This window comes from Mesorhizobium sp. M2E.F.Ca.ET.219.01.1.1, from assembly GCF_004016445.2.
Lineage (GTDB): Bacteria > Pseudomonadota > Alphaproteobacteria > Rhizobiales > Rhizobiaceae > Mesorhizobium.
Genome location: NZ_SADT02000201.1, coordinates 1 through 307, shown reverse-complemented (window position 1 = coordinate 307; position 307 = coordinate 1). Strand labels below are relative to the sequence as shown.

At 64.2% G+C, this 307-nt stretch carries 1 pseudogene; it reads right to left on the bottom strand.

Annotated features, from left to right (window positions below):
• A pseudogene (locus EN862_RS37270) lies at positions 1-124 on the bottom strand (ribosome-binding factor A); the annotation flags it as partial.
• Between the last annotated feature and the right edge of the window lie 183 nt (positions 125-307).

Below are 307 nucleotides of genomic sequence, written 5' to 3'. Positions count from 1 at the left end.
CGCTGTTCTCGACCAGCGGATCGATGATCTCGCCGCGCTGCAAGGTTTCGGACAGCGCGTGGCGCACCTGCTCACCGACACGCAGCATGCGCTGGGACGGGCCTGACGTGGTTGAACGGGACATTTTCCTCGGTCCTGAAATCGTGATGCGCGGGATGGGACCGCGCCGCATGTCTCATGTGATGTGGGCGGCGGCCTTGCGACCACCGCCCGGACTTCTCGATGCGATGCTCGAACTCAGAGCGTGCGGGTTACCAGCTCGATGCGGAAGCACTCGATGACGTCGCCGACGCGCATGTCCTCGTAG